The 26,610-nt window shown below is 37.5% G+C and carries 25 protein-coding genes; 18 read left to right on the top strand and 7 right to left on the bottom strand.

The genetic code is table 11. The annotated features are described in order from the left end of the window. Positions 1–2: 2 nt before the first annotated feature. From QE109_RS08470 to lon, 6 genes are all read left to right on the top strand, one after another. On the top strand, positions 3–644 hold the full coding sequence (locus QE109_RS08470) for a hypothetical protein (RefSeq protein ID WP_281094008.1): 642 nt from the start codon (positions 3–5) through the stop codon (positions 642–644). Further along, positions 641–1,198 (top strand): hemerythrin domain-containing protein, encoded by a 558-nt coding sequence (locus QE109_RS08465; RefSeq protein ID WP_281094007.1) that lies wholly within the window; start codon positions 641–643, stop codon positions 1,196–1,198. Before QE109_RS08470 ends, QE109_RS08465 begins: the two co-directional genes overlap by 4 nt. 177 nt (positions 1,199–1,375) lie before the next feature. Further along, positions 1,376–2,590: an EAL and HDOD domain-containing protein gene (locus tag QE109_RS08460; RefSeq protein ID WP_281094006.1), complete on the top strand. Its 1,215-nt coding sequence runs from the start codon at positions 1,376–1,378 to the stop codon at positions 2,588–2,590. 23 nt (positions 2,591–2,613) lie between these two features. Continuing rightward, the gene (locus tag QE109_RS08455) at positions 2,614–4,416 is read left to right on the top strand and encodes a sigma-54-dependent Fis family transcriptional regulator (protein ID WP_281094005.1); all 1,803 of its coding nucleotides are present in this window, start codon (positions 2,614–2,616) and stop codon (positions 4,414–4,416) included. 132 nt (positions 4,417–4,548) lie between these two features. After that, on the top strand, positions 4,549–5,697 hold the full coding sequence (locus tag QE109_RS08450; RefSeq protein WP_281094004.1) for a hypothetical protein: 1,149 nt from the start codon (positions 4,549–4,551) through the stop codon (positions 5,695–5,697). Positions 5,698–5,957: 260 nt separating this feature from the next. After that, positions 5,958–8,336: an endopeptidase La gene (lon, locus tag QE109_RS08445; protein ID WP_281094003.1), complete on the top strand. Its 2,379-nt coding sequence runs from the start codon at positions 5,958–5,960 to the stop codon at positions 8,334–8,336. 74 nt (positions 8,337–8,410) lie between these two features. Here the strand turns inward: lon and QE109_RS08440 are convergent, their stop codons facing one another. Then, positions 8,411–9,715, bottom strand: a complete 1,305-nt coding sequence (locus QE109_RS08440; protein WP_281094002.1) for an L-cysteine desulfidase family protein — start codon at positions 9,713–9,715, stop codon at positions 8,411–8,413. Between the two features lie 546 nt (positions 9,716–10,261). Between QE109_RS08440 and QE109_RS08435 the strand changes: the two genes are divergently transcribed. After that, positions 10,262–10,654, top strand: coding sequence for an OsmC family protein (locus QE109_RS08435; RefSeq protein ID WP_281094001.1), 393 nt, complete (start codon positions 10,262–10,264; stop codon positions 10,652–10,654). A gap of 57 nt (positions 10,655–10,711) precedes the next feature. Here QE109_RS08435 and QE109_RS08430 read toward each other — a convergent pair whose 3' ends face one another. Then, the gene (locus QE109_RS08430) at positions 10,712–12,115 is read right to left on the bottom strand and encodes an MFS transporter (RefSeq protein ID WP_281094000.1); all 1,404 of its coding nucleotides are present in this window, start codon (positions 12,113–12,115) and stop codon (positions 10,712–10,714) included. A 246-nt stretch (positions 12,116–12,361) separates the two neighbouring features. Here QE109_RS08430 and QE109_RS08425 point away from each other — a divergent pair, with 246 nt between their 5' ends. The 6 genes from QE109_RS08425 (at position 12,362) to QE109_RS08400 (ending at position 17,636) form a co-directional block, all read left to right on the top strand. Further along, positions 12,362–13,018: a glucosaminidase domain-containing protein gene (locus QE109_RS08425; protein ID WP_281093999.1), complete on the top strand. Its 657-nt coding sequence runs from the start codon at positions 12,362–12,364 to the stop codon at positions 13,016–13,018. A 214-nt stretch (positions 13,019–13,232) separates the two neighbouring features. Beyond that, a complete protein-coding gene (locus QE109_RS08420) occupies positions 13,233–14,249 on the top strand; it encodes a DUF362 domain-containing protein (protein ID WP_281093998.1) in 1,017 nt (338 codons plus the stop codon). 79 nt (positions 14,250–14,328) lie between these two features. Then, complete coding sequence (locus tag QE109_RS08415; protein WP_281093997.1) at positions 14,329–15,762, top strand: metallophosphoesterase; 1,434 nt, start codon at positions 14,329–14,331, stop codon at positions 15,760–15,762. A 76-nt stretch (positions 15,763–15,838) separates the two neighbouring features. Further along, a complete protein-coding gene (rlmH, locus tag QE109_RS08410; RefSeq protein ID WP_281093996.1) occupies positions 15,839–16,318 on the top strand; it encodes a 23S rRNA (pseudouridine(1915)-N(3))-methyltransferase RlmH in 480 nt (159 codons plus the stop codon). 52 nt (positions 16,319–16,370) lie between these two features. Continuing rightward, positions 16,371–17,186 carry an AraC family transcriptional regulator gene (locus QE109_RS08405; RefSeq protein ID WP_281093995.1) on the top strand — a complete coding sequence of 272 codons (816 nt, stop codon included), beginning with the start codon at positions 16,371–16,373 and terminating at the stop codon, positions 17,184–17,186. A gap of 81 nt (positions 17,187–17,267) precedes the next feature. Beyond that, the gene (locus QE109_RS08400) at positions 17,268–17,636 is read left to right on the top strand and encodes a VOC family protein (RefSeq protein ID WP_281093994.1); all 369 of its coding nucleotides are present in this window, start codon (positions 17,268–17,270) and stop codon (positions 17,634–17,636) included. Between the two features lie 154 nt (positions 17,637–17,790). Here the strand turns inward: QE109_RS08400 and QE109_RS08395 are convergent, their stop codons facing one another. The 5 genes from QE109_RS08395 to QE109_RS08375 all read right to left on the bottom strand — a co-directional run bounded on the left by QE109_RS08395 (position 17,791) and on the right by QE109_RS08375 (position 22,861). After that, entirely contained in the window at positions 17,791–19,236 is a 1,446-nt protein-coding gene (locus QE109_RS08395) for a TrkH family potassium uptake protein (RefSeq protein WP_281093993.1), read from the bottom strand. Then, positions 19,236–20,585, bottom strand: a complete 1,350-nt coding sequence (trkA, locus tag QE109_RS08390; protein ID WP_281093992.1) for a Trk system potassium transporter TrkA — start codon at positions 20,583–20,585, stop codon at positions 19,236–19,238. Before trkA ends, QE109_RS08395 begins: the two co-directional genes overlap by 1 nt. Before the next feature lie 327 nt (positions 20,586–20,912). Then, entirely contained in the window at positions 20,913–21,935 is a 1,023-nt protein-coding gene (locus tag QE109_RS08385) for an alpha/beta hydrolase family protein (RefSeq protein WP_281093991.1), read from the bottom strand. Positions 21,936–21,947: 12 nt separating this feature from the next. Beyond that, positions 21,948–22,178 (bottom strand): hypothetical protein, encoded by a 231-nt coding sequence (locus QE109_RS08380; protein WP_281093990.1) that lies wholly within the window; start codon positions 22,176–22,178, stop codon positions 21,948–21,950. Next, positions 22,175–22,861: a helix-turn-helix domain-containing protein gene (locus tag QE109_RS08375; RefSeq protein WP_281093989.1), complete on the bottom strand. Its 687-nt coding sequence runs from the start codon at positions 22,859–22,861 to the stop codon at positions 22,175–22,177. The genes QE109_RS08380 and QE109_RS08375 overlap by 4 nt, the downstream gene beginning before the upstream one ends. Before the next feature lie 289 nt (positions 22,862–23,150). On the opposite strand from QE109_RS08375, the gene QE109_RS08370 reads away from it, so the two are divergent. The 5 genes from QE109_RS08370 to QE109_RS08350 all read left to right on the top strand — a co-directional run bounded on the left by QE109_RS08370 (position 23,151) and on the right by QE109_RS08350 (position 26,554). Then, positions 23,151–23,759, top strand: coding sequence for a hypothetical protein (locus QE109_RS08370; protein WP_281093988.1), 609 nt, complete (start codon positions 23,151–23,153; stop codon positions 23,757–23,759). A 54-nt stretch (positions 23,760–23,813) separates the two neighbouring features. Then, on the top strand, positions 23,814–23,984 hold the full coding sequence (locus QE109_RS08365; RefSeq protein ID WP_281093987.1) for a histidine phosphatase family protein: 171 nt from the start codon (positions 23,814–23,816) through the stop codon (positions 23,982–23,984). Between the two features lies 1 nt (position 23,985). After that, entirely contained in the window at positions 23,986–24,150 is a 165-nt protein-coding gene (locus QE109_RS08360; RefSeq protein WP_281093986.1) for a hypothetical protein, read from the top strand. 261 nt (positions 24,151–24,411) lie between these two features. Continuing rightward, positions 24,412–25,593 (top strand): ATP-binding protein, encoded by a 1,182-nt coding sequence (locus QE109_RS08355; RefSeq protein WP_281093985.1) that lies wholly within the window; start codon positions 24,412–24,414, stop codon positions 25,591–25,593. A 469-nt stretch (positions 25,594–26,062) separates the two neighbouring features. Then, the gene (locus tag QE109_RS08350; RefSeq protein WP_281093984.1) at positions 26,063–26,554 is read left to right on the top strand and encodes a non-canonical purine NTP pyrophosphatase; all 492 of its coding nucleotides are present in this window, start codon (positions 26,063–26,065) and stop codon (positions 26,552–26,554) included. Positions 26,555–26,610 lie beyond the last annotated feature (56 nt).

The following is a 26,610-nucleotide window of genomic DNA, read 5'->3' as shown; positions in this document are numbered from 1 at the left end:
AGATGAGTGCATTTTTAGGGCCAATTCATTATTGGCTATACGATAAAGTAAAGTGGCATGAAGAATTGTTAGATGAAATCTACAATCAAATGAACAATCAAGTAAGTTATGAATATAATGCCAGTGATTTAGCGCTTTTAAAACAAAATCTAGAAGCACAATTCGGTTCACCGGTGGTGGCTGATCTAGCAGATGTAATTGAAACAGATAATATACATGGCTGGTTACAACTAAAAATACAAAGCTTAGAATATAGGATGGCTGGTGCGATTACAAAAGGCTTGGAGAATCAGTGGATTGATTTCTCAACTTTAGAAGCTTTATACCGTTCAAATGGTGTTAAGGCATACAAATCATATAAAGGAAATCTTAGAACACCTCAAGAGATGTTCAAAGGAATCTATGATTATCTTCTTGAGGGGATGCCGTGTGACAGAGTGAACCAGCCTACAGCATCTGAAGAAAATTTTATTTCTTGGGAAAAACGTATTTGTCTGCATACTGAATTTTGGCATGCAGTAGGTGGAGATATAAATGTGTATAATCAGCTAAGGGAGAAGTGGCTTGATGGGTTTATAACATCAGATTATGAACTTCTTTGTATGGATCATCAAGCGTACAAACTATCGAGGAGGACTGCATGAAGAGCATAGATTTAATGGTATCAGAGCACAAATTGATCAAAAGAATGCTGACTGTTTTACGAAAAGCATCTTTTAAAGCGATTGAGACTGGTGAAGTTGACTATGAAGATTTTGCAGGTATGATAGATTTTGTGAGGGTATATGCAGATGGACATCATCACGGCAAAGAAGAGGAATTTCTATTTGATGAAATGGTGAAACACGCTGGACCAGCAGCAGAAAAGTTAGTAACTCATGGTATGCTCGTTGAACATGACTTAGGTAGACTTTATATAAAAGGACTTGAAGATGCACTAAGTGCGCATAAAAGTGGAGATAGAGAAGCTGTATTAGATGTTATTGGCAATGCAATAGGCTATACGCATTTACTGCATAGACATATAGATAAGGAAGATCAAGTGGTTTATCCTTTTGCTGAACGGACGCTCTCTAAAGAAGTACTTGAAGCTGTTGACTTAAGAAGTGAAGCATTTGAAAATGAACAATTAGAAAAAGGCATTCAAGAAAAATATATGAAGGTATTAGCATTACTTGAAAGCAAATATGTTGCTTAGCTAAGAAGATGTATTAGTATCGACCAAATAATAAAGACCAAAAGACTTAGTACAATGAGAATATTGTAGCGTCTGTTGGTCTTTTTTTTAATTTTGATTCTTTTCTCTATAGCACAGTGATTATTAGCATGATATGATTGGTATATAATACATAAAAACATCCTAAGGAGCATATCAATGTTTATTGCTAGACAGCCAATCTTTAACAGAAAAATGGAGGTTTTTGGATACGAGCTTCTATTTAGGGCGGGGAGTGATTCAAAAGGATTTGATGGCATATCTTCATCACATGCAACTGCTAGTGTGATAGGTGGTCTTTTTGAATCTGGAATCGATCAAATTGTAGATGATAAACGCGCATTTATCAATTTTGATGCGGAGTTTATCAATTCTGATCTACCTGAATTAATTGAAAGTCATCGTCTGATAATTGAAGTGTTAGAAGATGTTGAAGTTGATGAACAACTAATAGAACGTATAAAAAGTTTGAAATTTAAAGGTTATCGAATTGCACTTGATGACTTTGTGGAGAGTTATGATGATTATCCACTGGTACCTTTTGCAGATATCATAAAATACGACCTAATGGCAACACCACTTTCTACGCTTGAATCAACAGTGATAAAAGCGCTTAAAAACGGGAAAATACTACTTGCAGAGAAGATTGAAACTGAAGTGGAATTTATTCAGGCCAAGGAGATGGGTTTTACTTTATTTCAAGGATACTTTTTTAGTAAGCCTTCAATTATTGGAAAACCAAGCTCAAAGGCAACAACAAAGGCACAATATAGCCGTATTATAAATGAACTCAAGAAAGACGAACCTTCTTATCAAGTACTTGCAGAGATCATTGAAAAAGATGTGAATCTAGCCTATCGTGTGATGCGTGTGATAAGCTCAAGAGCAGGAGATGATTTGGTTTATTCTATTAAACGCGCTTTAACCTATATGGGTCTGAAAGAAATTGAGAGATGGATTAATATATTGATGATTCAAGAACTTGGTGATCATAAACCAAAAGAGTTGATGAATATGTCTTTGATTCGGACCAAGTTTGCTGAAACGATTGCCATACAAAGTGGCATGAGAAACATTAAGCACGAAGCATCTATGATGGGTCTTTTTAGCACGATAGATGCAATGCTCGATCAAAACATGGAAGAAGCCTTAATGGATATCTCTTTGCCAAACTCGATTAAAGATTCATTAATCAAGCATAAAGGTGTACTTATGCCAATCTTTCAGCTGGTGAGTGCATATGAAAAAGGTGAATGGGATATTACTGAGGAACTGACAAAACGGATGAAACTAGATGAAGATCAGTTGTTTGATGCCTATGTAGACGCTGTGAGCTGGGCGCGTGAAACGGTCAATCTGATGTATAAGATATAAGTTTACTTACACTGGAGGTTAAGGTGGCATTAAGCAAAATCATATCAAATGTACAACTCATATGTGAAGCAATTGCGAGTGTGGTTAATATTGATGTCACTATAGTTGATGATCAGCGGATTAGACTTGCTGGCACAGGGAGATACCGAGAGAGCATTGGAGAAAAGGTCAATGAAAACTCGGCTTTTAGTTATGCACTGAGAGAGAGCATGGGCTTCATCATTGAAAATCCAGGTGAACATCAGGCTTGCCTTAACTGTGATTGTAAAGATAAATGCACAGAACATGCTGAAGTGTGTTGTCCTATTCGTATTGATGGGGAGAATGTTGGTGTAATAGGGCTGATTGCTTTTAAAGAAGATCAAAGATTAGCACTGATAAAAAACCAAGGAAATCTGATGTCTTTTCTAGATCGAATGGCAGATCTAATTGCTTCTAAGTTAAAAGAATTTGAAAGTCATGAGGCGATTGAGCTTTTAGCTAAAGAGCTTGAGGTCGTTTTTGAAAGTATAGATACGAGTTTGATTGCATGTGATAAGACGGGGACTGTTTTGCGAGTGAATAGAAAGTTTAAGCGCGCTTTTGGTCTTGAAACTATAGGGCATCTAGATGAACTTTTATATGAAAGAGAGTTAACGCATCTACTGAGGTTAAAAGAAAATAGTAAAAACCACTTTCAAACTTTTAAGGGCGGGATGCAGGGCATCTTCGATGTCTCTTTGATCAAAGTACAACACGCGATTAAAGGCTATATCATCACTATTAAAACGGTGGAAGAAGTGATGCGCACTGTCAATGATATGGTATTGGATTCACTTGCGACCGGTTTTGATCAAATCATAGGTGAGTCAAAGTCTATGGTCCAAGTCAAGGCATTGGCACAAAAGGTAGCAAGTAGTGCATCTACGGTACTGATTCTCGGTGAGAGTGGCACTGGAAAAGAACTGTTTGCAAGGGCGATTCACCATAGCAGTCAAAGGCAGGCATTTCCTTTTGTTGCAATTAATTGTGCTGCGATACCAGATCATCTTCTTGAAAGTGAGCTTTTTGGTTATGAAGAAGGTGCCTTTACAGGTGCTAAAAAAGGTGGTAAGCCTGGTAAATTTCAGCTTGCTAATAAGGGTACATTATTTTTAGATGAAATAGGCGATATGCCTTTGCATTTACAAGTAAAACTTTTAAGAGCGCTACAAGAAAAACGTATAGAACGGTTGGGTGGTAATGGCGGTGTAGATGTAGATGTTAGAGTTATCGCTGCAACGCATGCCAATCTTGAGGAAAAAGTGAATGAGGGTACTTTTAGACAGGATCTATTTTATAGATTAAATGTAATCCCCCTTAATATTCCTCCCCTTAGAGAGAGATCAGATGACCTAATGCTTACGGTGCATTATATGATCTCGAAGTGGTGTACAAAACTTTTAAAACCATTGCCCAAAATATCAGGTGCTTTTAAAGATGCCTTGTTACTTCATGAATGGCCGGGTAATGTGAGGGAGCTTGAAAATGCAGTGGAGTATGCCATCAATGTATGTGAGGGCGACCGCCTCGAACTCTGGCATCTGCCAAAACGATTTACAGCTGTTTATGAAAAGGCAGCGAATAAAACTAAAGATCAAATTGTAGATCACCAACTAGATCAGCAACTAGTTCAACCTGTTGAACAACCGCAAAATAACTGGTTGATGCCACTTTCGCTGCTAGAAGAGAAAGCAATACATGCTGCTTTAGAGGTATATGGTAGTAGCGGTGAAGGTGTTGAAAAAGCTGCTAAAAGCTTAGGAATTAGTAGAGCGACACTTTATAGAAAAATGATGAAGAAATAGTTACATTGAAATCAATTATAGGTTTTATCTATAGTTGATTTTATTTTTTGACTTATTATTGCCACAAAATATGACGATACTATTTTATAGTATGGATACAGTTGAAATTTTTTAACACATGGAGGTGTTGACATGAAAATTTCGAGTTATGATGTGCAGCAAAAAGCGACATCAGCATTCTCAAGGGTTGAGCGAAGTGAGGTTAGTGTACAAACTTTTAACGTAGGCACTCAGCAAGGGAGTGAGCAAGGGTTACAAACTGGGAATCAAAACAGTTTTCTATTGTTGTCTTTATCTGACCAACAGTTAAGTCTAAATGAGACTAGAACTGAGGATTTATTTCATCTATCGGATGCAGATAAAGCAAAGATTCAATTACTAGAGACTTTTATTTCGGCAATAACAGGCCAGAAGTTTAAGTTTCAACAAGTGGTTAAGTCTGATGATAAGGCGAAAGATAATTCAGACTTTAAAAATCCCATCAAACTTGATCCAAAGTGGTGGCAACGTTATAAGAACGGAAAGGTCCATGGTAGTGGTCAGCGCGCTAATCAGCCGCATGTTGATCACGCGCCTCTTGATGTGGTTCCATCGCAGTCAAGCGGGCAAGGGGAAGGTGGATTTGGCGCTAGAATCACAACCTTACATACTGTAAGTGAGAGTGAACAGATGCGCTTTAGTTCACAAGGTGTAGTGAAGACCTCGGATGGGAAAGAAATTGCTTTCAATCTCAATTTGGAGATGTCACGCTCATATACAGAATCTACATCAACTTTACTTGAGATTGGTGCAAAGATGCAAGATCCTTTGGTGATCAACTTTGACGGGAAAGGGATAGCTTTTGGAGAAGATAGTCTAAAGCTTGACATCACTATGGATGGAACACCAGATCAGTTTAAAAATCTTGCTTCTGGTAGTGGTTTCCTTGCACTTGATAAAAACGGTAATGGAACAATCGATGATGGTTCTGAACTTTTTGGTCCTCAAACTGGTAGTGGGTTTGGAGAGCTTTCAAACTATGACACTGATGGCAACGGTTGGATTGATGAAGGCGATGAAATGTTCTCCTCTTTAAAAATATGGACGGTTTCTCCAGCAGGTGAGCAAACTTTGATCGGGCTAAAAGAAGCTGACGTAGGCGCGATTTATTTAGGAAAAGTTGCATCTAAATACCAGATGAAAAATGGTAGCGACTTGCTAGCATCAATCAGAGAATCAAGTGTTTATCTAAAGGAAAATGGTGGTGCTGGTTCGATACATGAAATAGACTTAAAAATTTAATCAATAAAAAGTGACGTGCAGTTATTAAGATGAACATTCTTAATAGCTGCTTTTTTCTAGCGTTTTAAATTTTGTTACAATTCATACATAAAGTGCGCTAGAACAGAGCCCACTCTTTTGTTAATTTATATATAAGAGTTAAATACTAGTAAAATTGTCGGAATTGCCATATTTACGTTTTCTTTGGGTATAAACATAAAGTAAAGAAAACATATTAAAAGATAGAAAATGTGGTGAAAAAATATAGGAGGAGGACAATTATGAAAAAACATGAACCTAAAGTGGTACTCAATGTACTAGGCATATCAGAGATGGTTCTATTTAAAGGCAATGAGCTTTCGATCAGAATTGGAAAAGAGCCTTCTCGAGATTTAGAAAGAGATTTAGTTGAAGATGCTATGTACGCACTTGGCGTAACAGTTAAAAAACCAAATCCATCTGCGCAATATGATGTGAAAGATTTTTATAGATTTGGTGTGCTTTTAGAAGTGAAGAGCATTAGACGTGAAGATGATTTTTATTACCTTGATGTTAAGGCTGTAGATAAAGTGAAGATAGAGCGGTTCTATACGATGGAATCTATACTTAAAGCGGATTATTCTTTCGAACCGACTATTGCAGATATGGAAGGACTTCCATATGCAGATATGTTAAAACATATCAAGCAGCTGGTTAAGGAGATCAGTATCTACTTTAAGGGGTCTGAACCTTTTGTGAATTTCATTGATGAAATTGATGATATCGAATTGTTAGCAGGTGTTTTACTTCAGTATATGAATATCACAATTGATGAAAAACAGCATATTTTTGAAGCCAAATCGTACAGTGAGAAGGGACTTAAGTTAATTGATGCCCTTAGTAAGCAGCGGGAATCTTTTGCTTTTCAAAAGGAAATGAGCGAGAAATTTTCTCAAGAAGCGAATAAAAATTACCGTAAGGCATTTTTAAGAGAACAGCTGAAAGCGATTCAAGAGGAATTAAATGAAGAAGGATCAGAAGGTTCTGGTAAGAAAGATTATAAACAACTTGTAGAAGATTCGCTTATGCCTGAAGATGTTAAAAAGATTGCTCTTGCAGAGAGTGAAAAATTTGAAGCCTTATCTCCGCAAAGTGCGGAGCGCAATGTCATCGCAAACTATCTAGATCTTTTAATTGCACTACCATGGGGTAAGTTTAAAGGTCCAGAAATCGATATCGAAAAAGCGAGAGCAGTCCTTGATGAAGATCACTATGGACTTAAAGATGTTAAAGATAGAATTATCCAGCACCTTGCAGTGCTTAAACTTAAAAAAGAAAAGCAAGGTTCGATTTTGTTACTTGTTGGACCGCCTGGAACTGGTAAAACAAGTCTAGGTAGAAGTATCGCGAAAGCGCTTGATCGTCCATATGTCCGTATGAGTCTTGGTGGTATACGTGATGAAGCTGAGATCAGAGGACATAGAAGAACTTATGTTGCAGCACTTCCCGGTAGAATTTTACAAGGAATGAAAAAATCAGGTCAAACAAATCCTATTTTCGTACTAGATGAAATTGATAAGCTACAAGTGGGCAACAGTGGTGATCCAGCAAGTGCACTTTTAGAGGTCCTCGATCCTGAACAGAACAATTCTTTTGCCGATCACTATCTGGAAGTACCTTATGATTTATCAGATGTCTTTTTTATCGCTACTGCTAACTCACTGAGAAGTATACCTGGACCATTACTTGACCGTATGGAAGTGATCGATATCTCAAGTTATACCAACATGGAAAAATTCCATATTGCGAAGGATCACTTGATTCCAGATGTTTTAGAGGAACATGGTCTAAGTGATGAGCAGTTGGTTATTGAGGAAGATGCGATTAAACACATTATTGATGCCTATACTAGAGAGGCAGGGGTGAGAGGTCTTAAACGCCAAATCGCTTCTGTTGCAAGGGTTGTATCTGAAAAAGTAGTGTTAAACCAAGTGCCACTTCCATACCATATCACTGACGATTTGGTATATGATGTGCTTGGAAAACCACTTGCAAGGCATGATCTAGCTGGAACCAACAACGCAGTTGGTGTAGCTACTGGGTTAGCTTGGACACCTGTTGGTGGTGAGATTCTCTTTATTGAAGGGTCGTTTATGCCAGGTAATGGTCAGCTGATTCTTACAGGTAAACTGGGTGATGTCATGAAAGAGTCTGCTCGTATTTCGCTAAGTTTAGTGAGATCAAGGCTTGCTTTCCAATCTCCTAATTTTGAATTTGGTAAGAAAGATCTGCATATCCACGTGCCATCTGGTGCGGTTCAAAAGGATGGTCCATCAGCAGGCGTTGCACTTTTTTCAGCCATATCATCTTTGATTTTAGGTCGTAAGATTCCATCGTATATTGCTATGACTGGTGAGATCACGCTTAGGGGCAATGTGCTTCCGGTTGGTGGGGTTAAGGAAAAAGTGATTGCGGCGCACCGTTCTGGTGTTAAAAAGATTTTGCTTCCTGAGGAGAACTTAAAAGACCTTGATGAAGTCCCAGAAGAAGTGAAAAATGAACTGGAATTTGTTGGCGTTTCTAAGGTTGAACAAGTGATCAAAGAACTTTTTGATCTTGAGCTTCCTGAAAATGAACCACTTGGCGGCGCGAGTTTTGATAGTGTCCATGCAACATTTTAGTTAAATTTAAGGAGTTGTCGCAAATCTAATATTCAAATTAGAAGAGCAGCAACTCCTTTTTTGTCGCAACTATTTTACTCGCTAACGTGATCGAGCATGACGTTAAGGATGACTTGATCGACTGTATCCATGGCATGTCTCGATAGAACACCAAGGTTTTTAATGGTATGGTCTGCCGTCTTCCCGATGATACCGTTTCCTTGCGGGACGATGACACCGCCCATAGAGAGGAGCGCTGATTGAACGGCAGCAGAAGCAGAGGTAGCAAGTTTAAGTGAGCAACCAATTTTTGCGCCATCACAGATCATACCTGTTGTATTGGCGATCATGTTTTGAACGGCACCTTCTAGTTGCTTTTGAGTGGCGCCCATTAACCATGAAAGTGCCACGGAAGCGCCAGTACCGGCTGCTACACCGCAGCCACAAAGCGCAGATAATCTGCCGATGTTGCTTTTTATGATGCCGTTAACAAGGTGAGAGATCGCAGCTGCTCTTGCAAGATGATCATCAGAAACTGCTGTTGATTTTGCGTATGCAACGATAGGTAATAGTGCTGTGATGCCGTTGTTACCACTGCCATTGCTACTCATAACTGGAAGTGAAACACCAGACATTCTCGCATCTGACGCTGCCGCTGTAAGGATCATGGAACGGTTCATAAGATCATCGCTGAGGATACCCCGTGTGGTGTTTTTATGAAGTGTTCGTCCAACTTCGAGTCCACAAGTGTTATCAAGACCATATTCGGCGATTTTTCGATTCATTTCATATCCTTCAAGTAAAAATTTAATTTCATCATATGGTAGTTTCTCTACTTCTTGAACAAGTTCATATAATGGGTATTCATATAGTGGGTTGATTTGAGCGCTTTTGCAAGTGCTAGGTTCTTCATAAAATTCGATGCCATCTTGGGTTTCAATGAGTGAAAAGTGATCGTGACGCCCTTCAATGATTGATTTACCAAATAGGACTTGATCGCCAACTTTTACTTCTATATAGATTTTGGCATCTGTGTCGGCGATTTTGAGCCTTATGCGTTTTGCGTTGATCAGTTCATATGCGCGATCTATGTCTTTGCGCGTGATGTTTTTGAAAATTTCAAGTCCATCTTCACTTTCACATGCGACGATACCAAGTGCTGAGGCAACCACAAGACCAACTTGATCTGTGCCAGGTATGCCAACTGCTAATCCGTTTTTGAAGATGTTTGGACTCACTGCGACATCTACTATAAAATCAGGATTCTCTAGTGAGAGATCACCGCAGTATAACTCTTTAGCTTTTGATACCGCAAGTGCAACAGCAACTGGTTCGGTACAGCCCATCGCTGGTTTCACTTCATCTTTAAGTGTTTTAATGATCATTTGTGAAAGTGTCATCTTATCCTCCGCTCTTTTGGTTGAACATATCATGCATGGTTTATTCTGCACTTTGCATATATGTGTTAGCATGCATGTATAAGTTCATTTACATATGTAGCTTCTCTTGTACAGTTATAAGTGCAATTGTCATGCCAAATTATCAGGAGAATGATATATACGTTGATATTGCTTTAGTGTTGGAAGATTAAGAGTTATGAGAGGGAGGAAATTCAATTCTGATTTCTCATATTGAGAAATATTTTGAAGAAATTGTGTTGATATATTCTCATATTGAGAATAATCGGTATCTTTTGATGTTGTTTCTCATTTTGAGAATATGATGCGTGTGATTACAAAAAAAAATGACGCATAAGCGTCAAGTGGCATGTATACGTTATGAGGAAATAACGTGTTATTTTTATCCACAAAGAATAGAAATTAATAAGGGATACCCCCTGCGTGGGGGGCTATAATTCATTTTAGCACAGGCGGTTTGATTAATCAATAGAGTATGATAAAATATTTATAGTGATAGTATTTATAGATGAAAGGTAGGTTAAATTTATGGATTATAAAGAAGTGAAATTGGAATTTACAAATAGATTTGAAGGTGATTTAATTGCACCTAAAGCAGTGGTGAAAATAGGCGGAGAAGAAGGTATGGTAGCGCCATATGACATGTTATTAGGTGCCCTTGGTTCATGTCTTTACTCGACTTTCCTCGATATTATGAGAAAGAAACGTATCGGTTTTGAAAAACTTGAGATGGTGATTACTGGAGAGAAAAGAACAGAAGTACCAACTACCTTAAAATGGGTGAAAATTGAAGCGAATGTATTTGCACCAGAAAAAGAAATCGGTGTGGATCAAGCTTTCAAATTATCAACTGAATATTGCTCAATCTATCAGACGATCTCACATGTGGCTGAGATGTCTTATGAAGTAAAGATCGTTTAGTTAAGGATCGCCCCATTAACCAGTCGGTCAATGGGGCGAATTTTATTTTTAATCGTTCTAATTTTTAAGTGTTTTTATTGCGATGTGAATTTCAGTCATACGTGAGCGTGTTAGCGAATAGGGTTTATATGAAAGATATGCAAGTCCAAAGCTGGCAATTGCACCGACTGCTAAAAGTAGTGCAAGTCCAATTACGGTAGAGTTCAGCTGTGTACTTAGTTTTGAATCAAATTTTAAAAAATCTAGTGCAAATCCTAGTAAAAAAATCGCAACGGATTGAGACAACTTGTAACAAAGTGTAAGCGTACCATAGAAAACACCTTCTTGTCGCGCGCCAGTTTTAAGTGCTTGCGCATCTACGGCATCTGCAACCATGGCTTGTGGCAGTGTAAATAGTCCGCCTGTTCCAAAACCAGCAATGATACCAAAAGGCAGGAGATAGATGACATTGCCTTGTATCGCATCTTTAAAGATGACGCATATAACAAAATATGCTGTAGCTGCAAAAGCTAACTTTAGTCCAAGTTTGATCCCTGTTTTCTTTTCATGTCGATCGGTGTATTTGATCCAAAAAGGTTGACTTGCAATACTGAGTACAAGTTGAGAACCAACGATTGCTGCGATTCCTGTGTTGTTGAGTCCAAAGGTATACGTATACACATGAAGCCCTAAAGTGCTGATAAGTGCACTTGCGATATTTGTAAATAGATAACCTAAAACTACCGCTCGGAAATCAACGTTTTTAAAGGAACTCCCAATTTCAAAGAAAAATGATTTTATATTTAGTGATGAATCTCTCATCACGCGTTCATTTAGCTGAGGAATAAGATGTTTTGTTGACGTGTAAGCTGCGATCATGGAGAGAAACATTATAACAGAAGCAAAGATTGCCATGTTGTGATAGCCTGCGGGATTAAGTTGCCCGATTGGAAACTCAGGTGTACTTCTAAAAAACACGAGCATCCCAAAAGCGGTTGCTAGAAACAAGCCAAGTAAAAAGAAAGTTGTCTTTACAGCTTGAATCCGTGTACGCTCTGTATAATCATCGCTAATTTCAGCGGCAAGTGCAGTATAAGGTGTTATAAAGATGGTTAAGAAAGTCTTCACTAAAAGAACTAGTATAATCATAAGTAGCCATTTGACGATATCACTGTATGAAGCAGGGATAAACCAAAGTCCCAAATTAACAACTGTTGCCCCTATGCCACCAATGATCAGATAGAGGTGTCGTCTACCAAAGCGTTTATTTCTTGTTAAATCAGAGAGGTATCCCATAATAGGATCTGAAAGTGCATCCCAAATAATGCCAAGACTGACCAATAATCCGATAGATGCACCGGACATTCCCAGAATTACAGTGGCGTAAAAGACTAAATATGCCGATATTATCTGTGTAGTGAGGCCAAAGCCTATATTTCCGAAGCCAAAGCCCCAGAGTGTGCGTTTTTTCAGTGCTTCCATAGTGTTCCTCTCAGTCGGTCTATATTTGTAAGTGTCAGTTAGCTGTGTAGCTATAAGGCAATTGGTAAGTCTTATGTCCCATTATATGTGAATCTTATATGGGTTTCAAGATACGTACAGATAAGTTATTGTTAAATCTTTATAGACGTTTGTTACATAGCTATTATATACTGTAGAAAGTCATACAATATTATATAGCCTTATATTGTTAGTCACTCAATGTCAAATTTATAAAGTGGTGAGATGATGTCAAATAAAATCGATATAAATACGAAAATTCAAAGCAGTTTTGAAGGCCCAAGTAAAAGTTATTATCAGACGAAAACGCGTTTTGATGAGATATTAAAAAACAAGCTTGGGATAGGTAAAGGTGCATCGTCAGAGTATAGTGTCAGTGGTTATTCTGATCTCTCTGGTATAACGCCTACTTCAAATACCAACAACTATGGCATAGCTTCATCGGTCAATTCTATATATGACAATGTGAGGCTTTCAAGTGGTGCGTCGGCAGCTGCTATAGATGAAAAGCTTAGAGGTACTGAACTAGAAGGCTTAGGTGCTTCTTTTGCAAAGGCTGAAGCAGATTATGGTGTCAATGCATGGTTTTTAACGGGATTAGCGATCCATGAATCCGGTTATGGGACAAGCAAGATCGCTCAGGATAAAAACAATCTCTTTGGGTATCAAGCTTATGATGCAACGCCATATGCCAGTGCAGCTACTTTTTCTAGTAAATCTGAAAGTATTGACTATGTTGCAAAGTACTTATCTGAAGCGTATCTAACACCAGGTGGTACATATTATAATGGTACTTCAGTGGACAGTATCGGACAAAGATATGCTACAGATCCGAACTGGTCAAGTAAGGTTAAGAAGCTTATGGCGAATCTTCTTAGCGCATAAACAGCATAACAAACGTTTATGAAAATCACATTAAAATATAACTAAAATTCAATTTAAAGGTGTGACTTTAGACGTGTTATTATAAAGAAGCTATGAACTATATAGCGTAAAATTAAAGAGAAGATTAAAGAGGAAATCAAAGAGGATTTTAATTTAAGTAGATGTACTACGAAGTCTAAATATGAAGTCGCGGTACGAAGTAAAGGGAGGACACATGTCAAAAGTTTATTTTAAGAGGGTAGACAACAAGGATATTAAAGCGCTTAGTGATGCTGCGCTTTCACTTATGGAAACATTAATTGCTCAGGAAGGGCATACCTTTAAAGGTACTGTGCCTATGAAAGTGCATTTTGGCGAAAAAGGCAACGATACTTATGTACCGTCGACTTGTTATGAAGGTGTTATAGATTATTTAAAAGCAAATGAGATTCCATCGGCTTTTATAGAGACTAATGTACTTTATAGAGGCGCTAGAACAACAGCAGAAAGTCATAAACAAATTGCAAAAGACCACGGTTTCACACAACTTCCTGTGATCATCGCAGATGGTGAAATGGGTGAACTTTTCGATGAAATTGAGATCAATAAAGAGTTTTTTAAATCATGTAAAATCGGTAAAGCTTTTGGAGATTATGAGCAGTTTATAGTGATGAGTCACTTTAAAGGTCATGGCTCTGCTGGTTTTGGTGGCGCAATGAAGCAACTTTCTATGGGTTTTGCATCAAGAGGCGGCAAGATGGCACAGCACGCAGGTATTAATCCTGTGGTGAAGGCATCAAAATGTATCGCTTGTGGACTTTGTATCAAAAAATGTGATGTTGATGCGATTACTATGGAAGAAAAAGCGTTCATCAATCATGACAAATGTGTTGGCTGTGCAGGCTGTATCGCTGTTTGCCCTGTAGGCGCAATCCAAAGTGACTGGACAGGCAAAAATTTTAAAGAAAAAATCGCTGAATACGCTTATGCTGCTCAGCTTGGAAAAGATAATATCTACATTACGTACCTTATCAACGTGACACCAGAGTGTGACTGTATGGGACAACACATGCACACAGTCGCTGAAGATATCGGTGTTTTCGTCTCAAAAGATCCGGTAGCAATAGATGCAGCTTGTATTGATATGCTCCAGAAAGAAGCTGGCGAAAAATTATTTGATGATGGTCGTGATTCAATAAGACATGCTGTGAAGATCGGACTTGGCACAGATGCTTACGAACTAATAGGCTAAAAGGTGTCAGGTCATAGTTAGCCTTTTGGCTAACTTTGACCTGACACCTTTTAGCTTTAACCAGATAGGGAGTAAAATTTTGAAGAGACAGAAAAAAACAAGATGCATGATGATGTTATATCAGATGCTGATGCTGACGATGGTCGTGTTAACCGGTTGTAATCAAGGTGGTTCCGGCTCAAATGAGCCTATAATTCATGAAGCTACCTCGCAAGTTGAATCACAAACTAAGCCGCAAGACGACCCAATAACGCTTCCTTCTCGTGACACAAATAATCAAATTACAGCAACGATTATCTCGGACATACACCAACTTTCGCCAGATTTAAGAGCGGACAATAAGGTGTTCGAAACATTTATAAATAGTGGAGACGGCAAACTCTTAGCGTATTCGACTGAAATTTTAGAAGCTCTTAAAGTGGATATTGACACTGACATCTTAATCGTCAGTGGCGACCTTACGACCCATGGTGAACTTAGCTCGCATGAATGGCTTGCCAATTATTTTCATGAGATCGAAGCAAAAGATATAGGTGCTGACAGTGGCACAAGTAGACATACGCGGGTCTTTGTCATCCCAGGTAACCACGATGTAAACAACCCATATGCGCGGACTTTTGTCTCTGGTAAACAGGAAGTCACTGACACAGTTTCACCTGGCGAATTCTCCAGTATATATTCGGATTTTGGCTATAACGAAGCACTGTCTAGAGATCCAAGTTCACTCAGTTACGTGGTAAGATTAGCAGATGATTTTTATTTAGTGATGCTTGATACCTGCAAATATGAGGATAACATAGCACTTGGTTACCCAGTCACAGGAGGCGAACTTAGGACGTCTACGATAGAGTGGCTTTTGGATGTGGATAAGCAGATAAAAGCACTCTCGCCAAAAGGTGCAAAGGTCATTTCTTCTTCTCATCATAATATGCTATCGCATTCACCAGTTCATGACCGTGGGTTTGTCATTGATAATATTCAGGAAGGAACCGATATCCTTGATACATTGGGGATAAAACTCAATTTTTCAGGACATATCCACATACAAGATATTATATCTGAGGGTAATCTCACAGAGATTGCAACAGGCAGTCTTTTGCAATATGCACAGACTTATGGCGTTGCGACTTTTACAGATGAAAAGGTAGATTATCACACGCAGTGGATAGATATGGACAGTTACGCCCAATTAGAAAAATTAACAGATCCATTTTTACTAGACTTTAAATCGCATGCACGTGAAGTTTTTAGAGAAAATTCTGTGGCACTTATCGGTGAAAGAATTGCAAATAGCCGAACGCTTGAGGAAGTTGAGGCGATGAAAACAGTATTTGCAGACCTTAATGAAGGGTATTTTGCTGGAACAGATAGTGATGCTATCATAAAAGAAACCATCAGAAACGGACTGGGTTATGCACTTTGGATGCAGGAAGAAGAAGGGTTTTTGAGGAGCTATGTGGAATCCATGCTATTGGATGATTCACCCGATAATGAATATAGCGGAGAAATATAGGCTAAAAGGTGTCAGGTCATAGTTAGCCATTTGGCTAACTATGACCTGACACCTTTTAGCCAACTAGGAGATACGTATGCGAATTACAGTGATTACAGTTGGAAAAATTAAAGAAAAATTCTTTACTGATGCGATTGGTGAATATACGAAGCGGCTAAGCAAGTATTGCACCCTAAATCAGATAGAAGTACCAGATGAAAAAGCACCGGAGACACTCTCAGACAAAGAGATGGTGCAGATCAAAGATAAAGAAGGCGAACGAATCTTAGCCAAAATCAAAGATTCACAGTATGTGATCACACTTGAGATCAAAGGAAAGCAGCTTACTTCTGAGGGGTTATCAGAGAAGTTAGCGGATCTTGGACTTGAAGGTAACTCTGATGTTGTATTTATCATCGGAGGGAGTCTTGGACTTTCGGATCTTGTTTTGGAGAGGTCTAATTTTGCACTGTCCTTTTCTAAGATGACGTTTCCGCATCAGATGATGAAGGTGGTGCTCTTGGAGCAGATTTATCGTGGGTTTCGGATTATGAAGGGTGAGCCGTATCACAAGTAAGTGCGTTTTTTTCAAAAGTTTATGGAAATCAAAATGATGCACAGGAGAATCTATGGAATACTTGACATATAGACCTAGCCATGAATTGGAATCATTAATAAACTTATACTGGAGTTTGAAAGTTCCTAAGCAGGAAAGTCATAGTAGGCAAAGAATCATACCAGATGGTTGTATAGAGATGGCTTTTATTCTAGGTGATGACATCAAAAGATTTATATCAGATGATGAGTTTATCTTACAGCCAAGAGCTATGGTAATTGGGCAAATTGTGGAGCCTTTTTATATTGAACCTGTTGGGGAGGTGGATACTTTTGCGATTAGTTTCTTCCCGCTAGGATTTTCGAATCTGATTGATCAATCATTGGATGAATTAGTAAACAAAGAAACACCTTTAGATGAATTGTTTGACCCAAAGATAATCAGAAAACTGGAAAGTGATATCATACAAGCAGACTCTACTCAAGAACGTATTGCTATTATGGAGGCGTTTTTACTTGAGAGGCTAAAAGAAAATAAAGTCATAGATCAAGTTGTAAGAACGACTGTAGACGCCATTTATCAAAGTAGTGGTCGTGTAAAAATTGCGGATATTTTCGGAGTAGACAAGGGGAGTAGAAGACGATTAGAACGTCAGTTCAAAAGACACATTGGCTTAAGTCCTAAACAGCTAGGCAAAGTTATACGCTTACAAGCAGCACTTTCTCTATTGCTTGATATAGAACCTCAAAGTTTGACGAAAATCGCGTACTCAAGTGAGTATTATGACCAGTCTCATTTTATAAAAGATTTCAAGGAGTTTACAGGAATTACACCCAAGGATTTTTTTAGATCGGATGAAATGATTCTATCAAGTAAATTCTACAAATAGAGCATCTGTCGCTTTTTTACAATTTTTTTAATCAGGTATGGTTTATAGTGATAATACCATTAAAAAAAGGAGGCATTTTATATGAAAAGCATGATTGCAATATTTGAAATTCCAGCTAAAGATATCAATCGGGCTGTGCATTTTTATGAAACACTGCTTGGTATTAGTATTAAAGTTATGGATTTTCAGGGTATGAAGATGGGTGTATTCCCCAGCGAAGATCAATTGTCATTTGGCACTATTGTCGAAGGTGAAGGAAATGAACCTTCGGTGAATGGCGTGACAATATACTTGAATATGGAGAAAGACATTGAAGGACTTCTAAGCCTTGTTGGCGATCTTGGAGGAACAGTGCTAGTAGAAAAATCACCTCACGCAGATGAGAGTGGATATTATGGTTTGTTCATAGATTCTGAAGGCAATAAGATAGGGCTTAATAACTTTAAGTAAATTTGAGGACAATAAAGATCTTTTTCATCGCACTAAATAACTAAAGGGACAGTTAATGCTGTCCCTTTTTACTGCTTATAAGTGTTCTAATACTTTTTGGAAAGGCAATCCTCTTCGTACAGTGCATTTCATAAGCAAAGGAAGTTTTAAGTGATTATTGTTTCCAGAACTTTGGTGAAAAAAGTGCAAGTACTGTAAATAATTCAAGTCGACCAAGAAGCATAAAGAACGATAATAAGAGCTTACCTGCATTTGAGAATTCAGAGTACGTATTCGTTGGGCCTACGAAATCAAAACCAGGTCCAATGTTGCCCAGTGTTGCTGCGACAGCACTGCCTGCACTTAGCATGCTAATACCTTCAAGTGAGATCAGCATCGTTCCAAATACAAATATGAGTATATATAACATAAAGAAACTTGCGATATTTAGAAGGACATTCTCTGGAACAGCTTGATTATTTAGTTTTACGGCTACTACGGATCTAGGATGTAGTATGCGCGTAAATTCACGACGGACAAGTTTGATTAGGGCAAGTATTCGGACGACCTTGATGGAACCACCCGTTGAACCTGCACTACCACCTACAAACATGAGCATGAACAGAATTGCTTTTGAAAATGTCGTCCACTGTTCATAATCAAAGGAGGTGTAACCCGTCGTTGTTATGATCGAGGTTACCTGGAAGAATGCGTGTTGGAAGGATTCAAACCAGTTGTGGTAAAGATCCATATTCATGTTAATTGTAATAGCAAGAACCGTTGCAACAATAATGCCTACATAAAATTTCAGTTCACTGTTGCGAAGCACATCGCGCCATTTACCTTTATATACGTCATAGTAAAGGGAGAAGTTTGTGCCTGATAGCATCATGAAAACAGAAATCACGATATAAATATATGCGTTATTAAAGCCACCAATACTAGCATTTCGGGTAGAAAAGCCACCAGTGCCCAAAGTGGCAAAGGTGTGTACAGCGGATTCGAATGGGGTCATGCCCCCTATGAGAAGTAGAATAAATTCAGCGAAAGAAATAATGATGTATGTGGCATACAGAATTTTAGCAGTATCCTTAATACGAGGAACGATTCTATCTGCTACAGGGCCTGGGCTTTCTGCTTTGAAAACATGAAAACCACCAGTACCCATCATAGGAAGAATGGCGACTGCCACCACAAGAATTCCCATGCCTCCAATCCAGTGGGTGAAAGATCGCCAAAATAATATGCCCATTGGCAAGACTTCAATATCATTTATGATAGTTGCACCCGTTGTGGTAAATCCAGAAACGGTTTCGAAAAATGCATCCACATAACTTGGGATGCTGCCTGAAATATAAAATGGCAAGGCGCCAAAAGCTGATGCTAGAAGCCAACCTAAAGTCACTATGGCCAGGCCATCTCGTGTTTTAATCTTGGTCTTACCCTTTATGGGTATTTGAGACATTCCTGCGCCTGTAAATGCTGTAATACCAATACTCAATACAAATGGCATCACATCATATTGTTGCTTTGAAATGGCAATAAGCAGTGGAATAACCATACCGAGTGCCAGGATTAATAGTATATAACCAAGAACTTTTACAATTATACGTTTATTCATTAAAGACCATCCTTTAACTTCAGGAATGCTTTAAGTTTATGCACTTTCGCTAGTATGGAGAATATGACAACTCTATCGCCAGCTTGGATTTTAGATTCACCATGTGGAATAATCACTTTGCCATTATGGACAATAGAGCCGATTATAATGCCTTGTGGTAACTTGAGGTCTTTTAGAGGTTTGTTAATAATGCTCAATTTTTTATCAGCAATAATTTCCATGACTTCTGCTTGTCCATCGAGTAACAAGGAAACGGCAGCAACTCTACCACCACGGATGTATTTAAGAATATCACTGGCTGTAATGTTTACAGGGTTTATCGCCATATCGATTCCAAGTTTTTCGATAATATGAACATAACTTTGTCTTGATATCTTAGCAATAACCTTGCCTATCCCAAGTTGCTTTGCACGTAAAGACATGAATAGGTTTTCTTCATCAAAGCCTGTACAACCAATGAAAGCATCCATGTCAGCCAAGTCTTCTTCTAGCAAATCAATATCCGTTCCTTCACCATGTATGATGAGGGCGTTATCGGGTAACAGTTCAGAAAGATTTTTGCAGCGCTCTAAATCAGACTCAATGATTTTAACACTAATCCCTTTTTGAGTGAGAGATTTTGCAAGATAGTATCCAATTCTACTTCCACCTATGATCATGACTTTACGAATGTTTTTATTGTCAACTGAAGATTTCAATACTTTTGCTAAATTTTGAATCTTATCACGTTGTCCAACAACATAAATCGTATCATTTTCTTTCAAAATAGTATCACCATGTGGAATGATAATATTTCCATTACGTGAAATAGCCGCGATTACCAGATCATCTAAGTAATCAAGCTCACTAATGGACTTATTAACAAAGGATGAGATATTTTTAATACTAAAGTTAACAACTGAAACTTTCCCCTTTGCGTAATCGTCAAAATAGAAGGTATAGCTTTCCATTAAATAACGCAGTATCATGTTTGCAGTGGATTGCTCAGGATTGATAACGTGATCAATGTTGTAGTATTTTTTAAAAAAGTCAAGTTGTGAAGCGTACTCTGGATTCCTGATACGAGCGATGCTACGTTTAGAACCGAGATTTTTTGACATGGAACTAATGAGAATGTTGGTTTCATCACTACTAGTAACAGCGATGGTTAAGTCATAAGTTTCAATATTCAATTCTTCCAATATATCTTTTCTAGCACCATTTGCATGTACTGTTAATACATCCATATGATCCTTTAAGTGATCTAAAACTACAGGATTGTTATCCATTAGTGTAACTTGTATTTCGCCATTGAGTGCAGCTGCTAATTTTTTGCCTAATTTTCCTGCTCCAATAATCATAACTTTCATATTGCGACCAACCTTTTGATTTTTTATGTTGTCTATAAGCATTGTATTAGAAAAAATAGGCATTTTCAAATTTTTATTTAGAGAATTAGAATCATTTTCAAAAAAATCATTTCAAAATTACCATAATAATCCTGAATTGCTTTTGCTCTTTATCAATAGATCGATGAACGCATCAGCATAATTAAGCAGACCTAGAAAGCTTCATAAGGAGTAATATATCTTAAGATTTTTTTGGAAAGAGAGTTACACCAATTTTGAATATCATTATTTTGATAGAGCCATACACCGATAGGCTTAATCAAGATGCTGTATGGGAACTACAGCTTTTTAGTGGGCGTTTTTAATAGTTGTATCTAACCATTTGACGATCAACTCAATAGCTCCTTGGGCATATATTTTGTCTCCCAGAAAAAAAGCATGGTAAGGCAGCTGATCCCTTTTATAATTGTAGCGCGCATTAAGAAGCTCATGACTCGCATCCTTAATTAAATGAAGTTCGTAATTTTTTTTATTTATTTTTTCAAACTCACTGGTATACGTCTGAATCGAATCTTCTACATCGACGTTTAAATCAGAATCACCAAAAACACCAAGAAATGGCGCTTTGATATAAGATATTCCCTCTATGCTATTTGCCTCAAAATTTAGAAAGGCAAAGTTAAAGCGTTCTTTTGACATTGGTTGTTCGTAATCATGCTGCTTCACATACGCTGAGTATACTTCGTAGTCGTTTTCAGCAATGAGTTGATCACTTGTATCGATATAACTCAAATAGTTATTGGTTTCCTCTGCACTAAAACCTGAGGTTTCTGCATACTTTGTTTCAAAATAGCGATGTTGTTCGATCCAATCGATGGCGCCCCCGACAACAATATAAAAATCAAGGGGTGCATCCATCATTGCTAACTCAGAAGTTACCCAACCACCTTGTGAGAAGGCCAATGTACCAAGTGATTGAACTGGCACTTGTTTTTTTATTGCTGAAACAGCATCCACAACTTCTACAGCACGGTCTTTTATCGTCTGATTTAACCAATCTCTAGATGACTTACCAACACCTGCTTTATCATAGGAGAAGCAGGCATAACCAGCTTCTAGCAGGCGATTCATGATAAAGTTATAGCCACCATCCAAAGTCCTATTTGCGGCACCATCGCCATGAACGAACACGACCACATCATAGGGACCAGGCTTATCAGGTAAAAAGAGTGAACCAGACAGCTGGTTCTCACTTGAAAAAGTGAGTTCAATCTCTTTTGTGGCCTTAAGTTCCATCGCATCTAATCTCACTAAAATATACATCGCCAATATGACAAGTAGAATGACTATAAGTGTAACTCTTTTTTTCATATCGCCTCCTAGCTAGTTTAAGTTTTTTTTCATGTGCGTCACCCCAGTAACGCCCAACAATCCTGCAAAAGGTTTATGAGTTTTCGTATAAGCTGTTTTTCTAAAGCCTAATCTATAATAAAGGTTTTGGGCTTTAGGGTCTTCATCCCCGATTATATTAACAAACTTTCTTTTGAAGGCACTGGCATATAAGTAAGCTGCTTGGTCTTGATCAATTTCTTTAAAGCCTTGTTGTATACTCATTTTCTGCTCTCCAAGTTTAAATAGAGTGTAGCTGCGAGGTGATCTCCCGTATAATAGGATGGTTTTGCTAAAACTTTTAAGTATATTGCAGGATTGGGAATCAGGCTGTTTTGATCGCAGTAGGTCATCATCTCGTCTATTGCGGCATCAATGTCCACCTCTTTCTTGTAGATTAAGGCCTTCAGTAGAAATAGATTCCCCTGCGCCGGGACATTTGATAGGGGGAGGACAATATCCTTATCCGATAACAGGAGTTTCAAGTCGGTTAACTCAGTAATATCAAAGGCTTCAGAAACATTACAAACATGACATCCTTTATTTTGCAGAGCATAAAAGTCTTTCAACTGTTCTAAACTCGCCATTAAATCTGCTTGGATTTTTTCTAAAGCTAGAATATTTTCTTTCACATGGTCCAGGCCTTGAGAGATAAGTTGAAACTGCATGTCAGGTGTATGTGCATATGCCCCTTCGTGTAACTGTTTGATTTGTTCAAGAGAAAAACCCGCATGCCTTAATTGCGTTACGCCTTTTAAAAACAAGAGGTGCGTTAGTGAGATCAGTCGATAATTATTGGTATCGCGATGTAACGGTGGAATGATCCCTTCCTTCTCATAATAGCGAATTGTTTCCACGCTAATGTCTAAAAAGCTTGCTGCTTGACCAATCGATATATATCTACTCATATTCCCTCCTTGAACCTATTATATACCCTGAAGTTACTTTAGGGTCAACAGGTATCACGCATTAGGTGTTGTTTTACTTTGGTTCACTCAATTTTTTGATAGATATCCTTTGTAAGTATTAACAAGCCTACTCTGTTTCGTCTTTTGATTTATGTGTCTATTTCATATGAAAAGTAGATAAAAATATCAATTATGTAACCAGCCTTGTTATAAATAGAATTTGCTCTTGAAGAAAGATTTTTTATATGACAAACTTGAATCAGACCACTTAAAAAGGGAGATGAAGAATATGGACGTCATTCAAGTATTTATCGATTATAGAAATTCGATTGGTGACAGGATGCCACTATACAAAAGCGTTACCGATACTTTTGAAATTCAAAGAGCACTGTATCCGGGGAGTCATGTTGATATAATGCCATCCTTCGTTATACCAAGTGTGATATACATGGACAGTTTCAAAGGAACAATAGAGTTCTTCAAAAAGATGGAGATTATACGAGGGTACGTCGAAACAAATAAAGCCTATTATAAAGACTTAGAGATCACTTTCATCGAAGGCGATTATAATCTTAAGTATGACATTCAACCTGTTGATTTGATCATCTCCCAGTTTGCTGGATTTGTTGGTCAGGCGACAAAGGCATATCTAAAAGTGGGTGGGATCTTGCTTTGTAATGACAGTCATGGAGATGCAACATTGGCTTACTGTGACTCTGATTATGAGTTTGTTGGTGTTGTAAATGCTAATGGCATAATTGATACTGAGAACCTGGAGAAGTATTTTAAATTTGCGAGAAGTCGTGATATAGACTTGGAAAAAGTAAGAAAGACGATGAAAGGCCCAAATTACAAAACAAAAGCTGATAATTACATTTTCAGAAAAAACCGCACTTAGGGGTTGTACGGAGAACCGTATTATAAATAACTACGATTTTTAGAGGAGCAATGAATGGCAATTTACTATTTAATACGACACGGCGAAGCTGATTATAGTGAAATGATGGATAAGGGATTTTGGGGATTTGGTCGTTCTTTTGCGCCATTATCACAAAATGGAGTCGCTCAAGTTGAAGCTACTGCAAATGATGTGATGGGAGACATTGGCGAACTTAAGAAATAGAATGAGAAATGTAGCTGATAAATATACTGATTACGACAAAGTAATTTTTGTTGGTCATGGTATGGCATTTAGAACGCTATCATACATTGAGCAGATGAATCCTGCTGAAATCATAGAATGCACTTATGATAGAGGTCAAAAAGATTGTGAGTACACTTTTCTCTAATGTTATACACAGAAGGTATACTGTAAAATATGCATTATATTTTACAGTATACCTTTTTATAATTTGAGTAGAAGGAGTTGATGAAAATGTCAAATATGTATTCGTCCATATCACCGCGCTCCAAGTATCAAAGCGGCATTTTGGATGATAAGCTGCAAATTTTCAAAAAAAGTCTTCCACAAAAGACAAAAACATTAAATACCACACAAAAGTCTTGTATAAAAGACTTTTGTGTGGTATTTTTATGTTGAGGTGATGTCTATGATGATCAAACGAGAAAAATACTTAGAAGAAATAAGAAAAGTAATGGGTAAGCAAGTGATTAAAGTACTATTAGGTATGCGCCGTGTTGGAAAATCTACATTACTTTTACAGATACAAGAGGAACTTTTAAGTCAAGGTGTAGAGAAGGATCAAATCATCAGTCTTAATTTTGAGTGGTTAGAGTTCGAAACGCTTAAAGCGTACAAGGCTCTTTATGAATATATTGAATCTAAGAAAATTAAAGGGAAGAAAACCTACGTCTTCTTAGATGAAGTTCAGGAAGTTGATGGATTTGAAAAGGTTGTAAATTCATTGAACTCAAAGGGTGATACAGAAGTCTTCATCACGGGCTCAAACTCAAAACTCTTATCTGGAGAGCTCGCAACCTATTTGACAGGGCGATTTTATACGATAGAAGTTTTGCCATTATCCTATAAAGAAGTGAGTGAAAGTTTCTCAAAGAATGAGGATGTTTTTATAGAATACCTTAGAACCGGTGGTATGCCTGGAAAATTTCAGTTTGATGAAGAACGCACTGCGAAAAATTATCTGATGGATATGTACCAGTCCATCTTATTAAGAGATATTGTCAAACGCTATAATGTAAGGGATGTAGATTTACTACAGCGTTTTATGTCTTATTTAATAAATAACATCGGTCAGATATTTTCAGCAGTGACAATTACAAATTATCTTAAAAGTGAAGGCCGAAAACTCTCAAAAGAAACGATCTATAACTATATAGAAGCTGCGAAGAGCACATATCTTGTTCACGGTGTCCCTAGGTATAATATTAAAGGCAAAGAACTAATGAAGACCAATGAAAAATATTTTATCAATGACCTAGGGATTAGAAATCTCTATTTTGACAATGAAAAAGATATAGGGCAAGCACTTGAAAATATAGTCTATCTAGAACTCAGAAGAAGGGGCTATGAAATATATGTTGGTAAATTTGACGATAAAGAAGTTGATTTTATAGCTGTTGATGGAGATAAGACAAAATATATTCAGGTTACGTATTTATTAGCAGAAGAAACGACTATTGAAAGAGAATTTTCAGTGCTTGAAGCCATTGACGATAATTTCCCCAAGATGGTTATTTCTATGGACAAAGTGAATCGCTCAAGAAACGGCATTGTGCATAAAAACATTATCGACTTCTTGCTGGATGTTTAGCTACTTAAATTGAGTACAATCTTAATTCCTTCCCAAGTGCGACACTCAGAATCGTATCATAAATAAAGGTTAACTTCGGTGTCACCAATAATAATTATTAGAAAGGAATCCTAATTTCAAATTTTGAAATCAGGATTTTTTACAGTTTGTCCTTTTGTGAAAACAATATGCTCACACTACATATTTTTCTCGATTGTTGGGGATTATAAAGCATGATATAATTGCACCAAAAGACCCGCTTTGATATTTGAAGGTAGGTAAATAACAATTTTATTCTCAAAATAGTGTATTAAAAACATCAGAACTTACACAGTTGGGACTTTCGAGTAGACAAATGAAAAAATTGCTTGACGTCGGTTTAACAAATATCGATATGAACGGCATAAAGGTAAGAATTTATGATCGAGAAAAAATGAAAGAAATAGTGTTTGTAACAACTAATAAGTGAAAAATCGCCTACGCAAATGAGTTGCTTTCGAATATAACAGTAATTCCATATGAGTATGATTTAGTAGAACCCCGTGAAGATGATATTAGAGTTATTGCAGAAGCTAAAGTTAGACAGGCTTATGAGAAAACAAAAAAACCTTGTATAGCCATGGATATTGGCTTTTTTATAAGGTCGTTAAATGGATTTCCAAAAGCTTATGTCAATTATGCATTAGAAACTATTGGAATATCAGGGATATTGAAACTAATGGAAGGTATTGAGGATAGACATTGTGAATTTCGTGAATGTCTTGCTTACTATGATGGTAATAAACTTGAATTATTTGAAAGTATTGGACCTGGAATTCTTTCAACTGAGATTAAAGGGGTTGAAAAAGAACATAAATTATCAGATCTGTGGTATATAGTCGAACCAAACGGTTTTGGAAAGACTCTGGCCGAGTTCAGTGAAGATGATTTCAATAAGCATCGAAAGCATCGTGAAAAATCAAGTTTAAGCATGTTTAGTTAATGGTATGAGAAACTGGTTTAGCATCAAATTATGCAATTGGATTAAGACGTAATTGT

It is taken from the genome of Fusibacter bizertensis (assembly GCF_029914245.1).
Taxonomy (GTDB): Bacteria; Bacillota; Clostridia; order Peptostreptococcales; family Acidaminobacteraceae; genus Fusibacter_C; species Fusibacter_C bizertensis.
The sequence above is the reverse complement of the archived record's forward strand: the minus strand, read 5'-3'. Positions and strand labels throughout refer to the sequence as shown.